Source organism: Empedobacter sp. UBA5924, from assembly GCF_002431085.1.
Classification (GTDB): domain Bacteria; phylum Bacteroidota; class Bacteroidia; order Flavobacteriales; family Weeksellaceae; genus Empedobacter; species Empedobacter falsenii_B.
The window spans coordinates 110,631-117,358 of record NZ_DJDM01000001.1 but is presented as its reverse complement, the minus strand read 5'-3'; the positions used below and the strand labels follow the sequence as shown (position 1 = coordinate 117,358).

The window sequence follows — 6,728 nt, the reverse complement described above, 5'->3', positions numbered from 1 at the left end:
TTTTTATTAAAAGCCTCAAGTAAACAACTTGAGGCTTTTTTTGTGGGTATACGTCGCGCTTTAGGCTGAACGTTTTAAGCTTTACGCATCTCCAGACTATGTTCTATAAAACAAGAGGCTTCTAATTATTCAACGAGGAGCTTCTTCTTGATAAAAAGGAAGCTTCCTTTTTAAAATTAACTCAGAACTCGATAACACTCCTAGTTTGCTTAGATTTTTATTGGCAGTCTTAAATCTTATGTCTTATAACTTATTACTCAAAACTCAGAACTTAAAAACCCGCGTTAGGGATAGTAGTGGAAATCCTTTTGGAGGAATTGGTTTTTCTGTAATCACTTCTAATCTTCTTATACAAAAGATTGCAACGGATACCCCGACCGAAGGGAACGCCATAATAATTACGCTTATCATTATGTTTTATTAATATTTGTCCATCTGCTATAATTTTAGTACATTGAAGAATAATTTAATTTTGAATAAAATTTTATTTATTCAGCAAGAGGTTTTCTATCTCTTTATATGTTGTAATCATTTGATTACTCATTCTATTCTGTTTTACACAGTTTTTATAGAAGTTAGTTTCTATATCAGGTCGTTTCAGACATAAAAATCAATTACTATCAATGATAGTTGAGTAGTTCATATAAGTTTAATTAAAAACAATTCATGAGTTTAAAAGTAGGCATTATCGGGGCTGGACCAAGTGGTTTGGCGATGTTAAGAGCATTTGAGTCAGAAGAAAAGAAAGGTAACAAAATTCCAGAAATTAAATGTTTTGAGAAGCAAGAAAACTGGGGAGGAATGTGGAACTACACTTGGCGTACAGGAGTAGGTAAATACGGAGAGCCATTGCATGGCAGTATGTATAAATATTTATGGTCGAATGGACCAAAAGAATGCTTAGAATTTGCAGATTATACATTTTCTGAACACTTTGGTCAAACAATATCTTCTTATCCACCTAGAGAAGTATTATTCGATTATATAGAAGGGAGAATTAAACAAAGTAATGCGCGAAAGTACATTCAGTTTAATACCGTTGCAAGGTGGGTAGATTATGTAGAGGATAAAAAACAGTTTCGCGTTGTTTTTGATGATTTAAAGAAAAATGAAACTTTCGAAGAATATTTCGATTATTTAATTGTCGGAACTGGACATTTTTCTACACCAAATATGCCTTATTTTAAAGGTATCGAGAATTATACAGGAAATGTAATGCATGCGCATGATTTTCGCGGAGCTGATCCATTTAGAGGCAAAGAAATTTTATTGATTGGTAGTAGTTATTCGGCAGAAGATATTGCGGTACAATGCTATAAACACGGAACTAAATCGGTCATAATTTCTTATCGTACAAACCCGATTGATTGTAAATGGCCCGAAGGGATAAAAGAATTGCCTTTAGTGACACATTTTGAAGATAAGAAAGCATTTTTCAAAGACGGAACATCAAAAGAGTTTGATGCAGTAATTATGTGTACAGGTTATCAACACAAATTTCCGTTTTTACCAGATAATTTCCGTTTAAAAACAAAAAACTGTTTGTATCCAGAAGGAATGTATAAAGGTGTAATATCAGATGTTAATGCTCAATTGTTATTTTTGGGAATGCAGGATCAATATTACACATTTAATATGTTTGATGCGCAAGCATGGTTTGCACGTGATTATATTTTAGGACGAATTAATTTACCTTCAAAAGAAGAAATTCAAAAAGATATTCAGAAATGGGTTGATTATGAAAAACAATCGATTTCTGCTGATGATCATGTTGATTTTCAAACTGATTATTTGAAGGATTTAATTCATTTAACTGATTATCCTATGTTCGATTTGGATAAAGTTGCTAATATGTTCAAATCTTGGTTAAAAGATAAAGAAGAAAATATTTTAACTTATCGAGATAAAACCTATACCTCAGTTATGGACGAAACGAAAGCAGAAAAACATCACACACCTTGGATGAAAGAGTTGGATGATAGTTTAGAACGCTATTTGGATGAAGATCCGATTGATGAAAAGCAATTAGAAAAAACAAATTATTATTAATATTAACAAAAAGACTAACAAATGTGTTGGTCTTTTTTTATTTTCGATTGTATATTTAAACATCGTTAAAAAAGAAAAGTGTTTATTTTTGACAGAGCACAACACAATATGATTTAATACAATAGAAATGGAGATTCAATATTTTTTCGAATTATTTGGTACACTTTTTTTTGGAATTTCGGGCGCTTTAGCAGCAGATGAAAAATCTGGTAACGATTGGTTTGGTGTAACCTTTATTGCTTTCCTAACTTCAATTGGAGGTGGCACAATTCGTGATATTTTACTTTCCGTTGAAATTATGTGGATAAAGGATGTTAATCTTATTTATGCGGTAGGGATTGGTGTTATTTTAGCGGCAATTTTCTATACACCTCTGTTGAAACTTCGTAAAACATTTATGCTTTTTGATACGTTAGGAATTGCTTTGTTTACGATTGTTGGTTTAGAAAAAGCTCTAAATCTTGGAATTCATCCTGTAATTGCACCTGTAATGGGAATGTTTACGGCGGTTTTTGGATCCATTATTCGCGATATGATGTTGAACGAAGTTCCTATTATTTTCAAGAAAGAAATTTATGCGTTTGCATGTCTTTGTGGTGCAGTTATTTATATGATTTTATGGAAATTGGGACTTGATCGTAACATCAATTTCTTTATTTCGGGGGCTGTAATTGTCGCAATTCGTTTGACTGCAATTAAGTATAACTTATCATTACCGAAATTCAAAAGCCATTAATTTATAGATTCGTATCTTAGCGAACTAATTTTTTATAGATGGAAATTCAATACATTTTTGAATTATTTGGGACGGTTGTGTTTGCTATTTCTGGTGCTTTAGCTGGAGATGAAAGACAAAAACATGATTGGTTCGGAATTGCTTGTTTTGCTTTTATAACGGCTGTTGGTGGTGGAACTTTACGCGATCTATTTCTTAACAGTTATCCGTTAGTTTGGATAAATGATATGAATGTCATTTACGCAGTTTTTGCTGGAATTTTGTTGGCAGGATTATTTTTTAAATATTTTTCACGATTAAGAATAACATTAATGCTTTTCGATACATTGGGAATTGCTTTATTTACAATTGTAGGTTTGGAAAAAGCGCATTCTTTGGGCGCAAATGATTTTATTTCTGTGATGATGGGAATGATGACCGCTGTAATGGGAGGAATGTTAAGAGATGTTTTGATGAATAGAACGCCTACAGTTTTTGTGAAAGAAATTTATGCAATGGCATGTGTCGCAGGAGGTGTAATGTATTTAATTTTTGAAAGTTTTGGATTAGATCGTAATATCAATTTTATTGTTTCGGGAGCTATTATTGCCGCAATTCGTATTGTTACTGTAAAATATAATTTGTCGTTACCTAAATTTTATTAATCATGCAAAAAACACCATTTAATCAAGAAAATTGGACAGGAAGAATTGATTCTGAAGATGGAGAATTAGGTTTAAGAATTCATCAAGTAATTTCTGATTATGATAAATTTGAATCATCATCTGTTCAACCAAAAGTACTGTTAGGATTTTGTTCGGAAGAAGGTGTTAAACGGAATAAGGGTAGAATTGGTGCGAAAGATTCACCAGATTTGATTCGAAAAAGTTTGGCGAATTTACCTTTACATTTTTCCGAAACTGATTTTATTTTTGATGCTGGAAATATTCATTGTGATGATAATAATTTAGAATCTGCACGTGAAGAACAAATCAATCAAGTGGATAAAATTATCCAACAAAATCATTTTCCGATTGTAATTGGTGGTGGACACGAAACAGCTTTGGGTGATTTTTTGGCTTTAGCAAAATCATACAAAAATATTGGAATTATCAATCTTGATGCGCATTTTGATTTGAGAACGCCAAATCCGCAATCAACTTCTGGAACGCCTTTTTACGAAATGGCAAAGTATTGCGAAGAAAATGAAATGAAGTTCAATTATATTCCAATCGGTATTCAAGAATTAGGAAATACGAAAGCATTATTTCAACGTGCTGAAAATATAGGAGTTAATTTTATTTTGGCAGATGAAGTGCATTTCAATTTGAATAAAGTATTAGATGATTTGAAAACGATTGTTCAACAATTTGATGTGCTTTATGTTTCGTTGGATATGGATGTTTTTGATGCAGCTTATGCGCCAGGTGTAAGTGCAACGACAATTAATGGTTTGACACCTTTTCAGGTTAAATATATTTTGAAGGTTCTAATGAACTCAAACAAAGTGAAAATATTTGATTTAGTTGAATATAATTCGCTTTTTGATGTTGATAACTCGACAGCGAAACTCTCTGCTCAAATGATTTACGAAGTTTTAAGATATTAATTCTGAAATAATTTACAATATTCTGTAACCTTTTTCAGTTATCTGCGTATACATATATAGTGGTGTTGATAAAATGCCAAAAGAAATCGATAATAATCATTAATAATAGGAGGGTTTTAGTTAAATGAGACAGCTTAAAATTACAAAGCAGGTAACAAATCGTGAAACTGCGTCGTTGGATAAATACTTACAAGAGATTGGTAAAGTAGATTTGATTACAGCGGAGGAGGAAGTAGAGTTAGCACAACGTATCAAAGCAGGAGATCGTGTTGCCTTAGAAAAATTAACAAAAGCAAACTTACGTTTCGTGGTATCTGTTGCGAAACAATATCAAAATCAAGGTTTAAGTTTACCAGATTTAATTAATGAAGGAAACTTAGGTTTGATAAAAGCTGCACAACGTTTTGACGAAACGCGTGGTTTCAAATTTATCTCTTATGCGGTTTGGTGGATTCGTCAATCTATCTTACAAGCATTAGCAGAGCAATCTCGTATTGTACGTTTACCATTAAATAAAATTGGATCGATCAATAAAATTAATAAAGCCTATGCTTTATTAGAGCAAGAACATGAACGTGCTCCATCTGCAGAAGAAATTTCTGAAGTTTTGGATATGTCTGAAGGTGATGTAAAAGAGTCGATGAAAAACTCTGGTCGTCACGTCTCAATGGATGCACCATTAGTAGAAGGAGAAGATTCTAACTTATACGATGTATTAAACATTGGTGAATCTCCATCTCCAGATGTACAATTGATGATTGAGTCATTACGTGTAGAGATTGAACGTGCATTGCAAACATTAACGCCTCGTGAAGCTGATTTAATTCGTTTATACTTCGGATTAAACGGTCAACATCCAATGACGTTAGAAGAAATTGGAGAAACGTTTGATTTAACAAGAGAACGTGTTCGTCAAATTAAAGAAAAAGCAATTCGCCGTTTAAAACATACTTCGAGATCTAAGATTTTGAAAACATATATCGGACGATAATAAAAATAAAAAAATCCAGCCAATTGGTTGGATTTTTTTTATAATAATTTTCCGCTTAGTAAAATTGCAGCAATTGTAAAATAAATAATCAATCCTGAAACATCAACCAAGGTTGCGACGAAAGGCGAGGATGCTGTTGCGGGATCAAATCCAATTTTTCTCAAAATAAATGGAACTAAAGATCCAGAAAGTGTTCCCCATAAAACAATGACGATTAAAGATAAAGCGACTGTTAAAGCTACATATAGCCAATATTCTCCATAACTATAAATTCCAGTTTTTTGCCAAATTAAGATTCTGATAAAACCAACAAATCCTAGAATTGCACCTAAGATTAATCCCGAAGCAAACTCTTTCTTCATTACATACCACCAATCTTTTAGTTTCAATTCACCCAAAGCCATTGCTCGGATAATTAGTGAAGCCGCTTGAGAACCAGAATTTCCACCACTCGAAATAATCAATGGAACAAATAAAGCCAACACAACCGCTTTTTCGATTTCTTGGTCATAATAACTCATAGCAGAAGCAGTAAACATTTCGCCAATAAATAAGATAACCAGCCAACCTGCGCGCTTTTTGATTAATTCCGCAATAGGTGTTTTAGTATACGAAACATCCAATTCTTCCATACCTCCAAATTTCTGAATATCTTCTGTATCACGCATTTTCATACGATCCAAGATATCGTCAAATGTTACAATTCCGACCAAAACATCATTTTCTGTCACAATTGGCATCGCAGAACGATCGTATTTATCAAAAACTTCTAACGCATCTTCTAAAGGAGTTGTCGTCTTGATTGAAACAAAATTATGATCGATTAAATCTTCTACTTTAGTATCTTCATCAGCCAAAAGAATTTCGCCAATTTTTAAATCATCAATCAATCTATTTTTTCCATCAACAATAAAAATATACGTTAATGTTTCGGCTTTTTTTCCATACTTTTTGATGTGAGCCAAAACTTGTTTTACTGTATAATGTTCTTTTACCTGAATATAATTTGGTGTCATTAAACGTGCAATCGAATCTTCTTTGTATCCAATCAAATTCAGTGCTGTAGCACGTTCTTCAGGATTTAAAAGATTAATGGAATGTTTGATTAATTGATCTGGGAAATTTTCAAATAGTTCTGTTCGGTCATCAGGATCAAGATTGTTCAAAACTTCAGCTAAATCTTCGTCCGTCAAACTTTTTACAATTTCGTACTGAATATCGGGTTCAAAATAGGAGAATACTTCAACTTTATCATCATTCAAAAGCGAGTAAAAAGCGATGTTTCTTTCTTTTACGTTCAGTGCAGTTAATTGTTCGGCAATATCTGCTGGATGTTGATTAAGCATATTATTTTCCATAAATTT

6 protein-coding genes are annotated in these 6,728 nt (G+C 32.5%); 5 read left to right on the top strand and 1 reads right to left on the bottom strand.

All coding sequences use genetic code 11. The annotated features are described in order from the left end of the window. Nucleotides 1–666: 666 nt before the first annotated feature. From B3792_RS00560 to B3792_RS00540, 5 genes are all read left to right on the top strand, one after another. Nucleotides 667–2,049, top strand: coding sequence for an NAD(P)-binding domain-containing protein (locus tag B3792_RS00560; protein WP_291047172.1), 1,383 nt, complete (start codon nt 667–669; stop codon nt 2,047–2,049). Nucleotides 2,050–2,176: 127 nt separating this feature from the next. Continuing rightward, complete coding sequence (locus tag B3792_RS00555) at nt 2,177–2,785, top strand: trimeric intracellular cation channel family protein (protein ID WP_125350022.1); 609 nt, start codon at nt 2,177–2,179, stop codon at nt 2,783–2,785. A gap of 38 nt (nt 2,786–2,823) precedes the next feature. Continuing rightward, the gene (locus B3792_RS00550; protein ID WP_125350023.1) at nt 2,824–3,429 is read left to right on the top strand and encodes a trimeric intracellular cation channel family protein; all 606 of its coding nucleotides are present in this window, start codon (nt 2,824–2,826) and stop codon (nt 3,427–3,429) included. Between the two features lie 2 nt (nt 3,430–3,431). After that, the gene (hutG, locus tag B3792_RS00545; RefSeq protein WP_219035272.1) at nt 3,432–4,373 is read left to right on the top strand and encodes a formimidoylglutamase; all 942 of its coding nucleotides are present in this window, start codon (nt 3,432–3,434) and stop codon (nt 4,371–4,373) included. 124 nt (nt 4,374–4,497) lie between these two features. Continuing rightward, on the top strand, nt 4,498–5,364 hold the full coding sequence (locus B3792_RS00540) for a sigma-70 family RNA polymerase sigma factor (protein WP_019975176.1): 867 nt from the start codon (nt 4,498–4,500) through the stop codon (nt 5,362–5,364). A 38-nt stretch (nt 5,365–5,402) separates the two neighbouring features. On the opposite strand, the gene mgtE is transcribed toward B3792_RS00540, so the two are convergent. After that, nucleotides 5,403–6,722, bottom strand: a complete 1,320-nt coding sequence (mgtE, locus tag B3792_RS00535; protein ID WP_125350025.1) for a magnesium transporter — start codon at nt 6,720–6,722, stop codon at nt 5,403–5,405. Nucleotides 6,723–6,728 lie beyond the last annotated feature (6 nt).

Coding starts and splice junctions, on each gene's coding strand:
- hutG (WP_219035272.1), top strand. CDS start 3,432: ATGCAAAAAACACCATTTAATCAAGAAAATTGGACAGGAAGAATTGAT.
- mgtE (WP_125350025.1), bottom strand. CDS start 6,722: ATGGAAAATAATATGCTTAATCAACATCCAGCAGATATTGCCGAACAA.
- B3792_RS00560 (WP_291047172.1), top strand. CDS start 667: ATGAGTTTAAAAGTAGGCATTATCGGGGCTGGACCAAGTGGTTTGGCG.
- B3792_RS00540 (WP_019975176.1), top strand. CDS start 4,498: ATGAGACAGCTTAAAATTACAAAGCAGGTAACAAATCGTGAAACTGCG.
- B3792_RS00555 (WP_125350022.1), top strand. CDS start 2,177: ATGGAGATTCAATATTTTTTCGAATTATTTGGTACACTTTTTTTTGGA.
- B3792_RS00550 (WP_125350023.1), top strand. CDS start 2,824: ATGGAAATTCAATACATTTTTGAATTATTTGGGACGGTTGTGTTTGCT.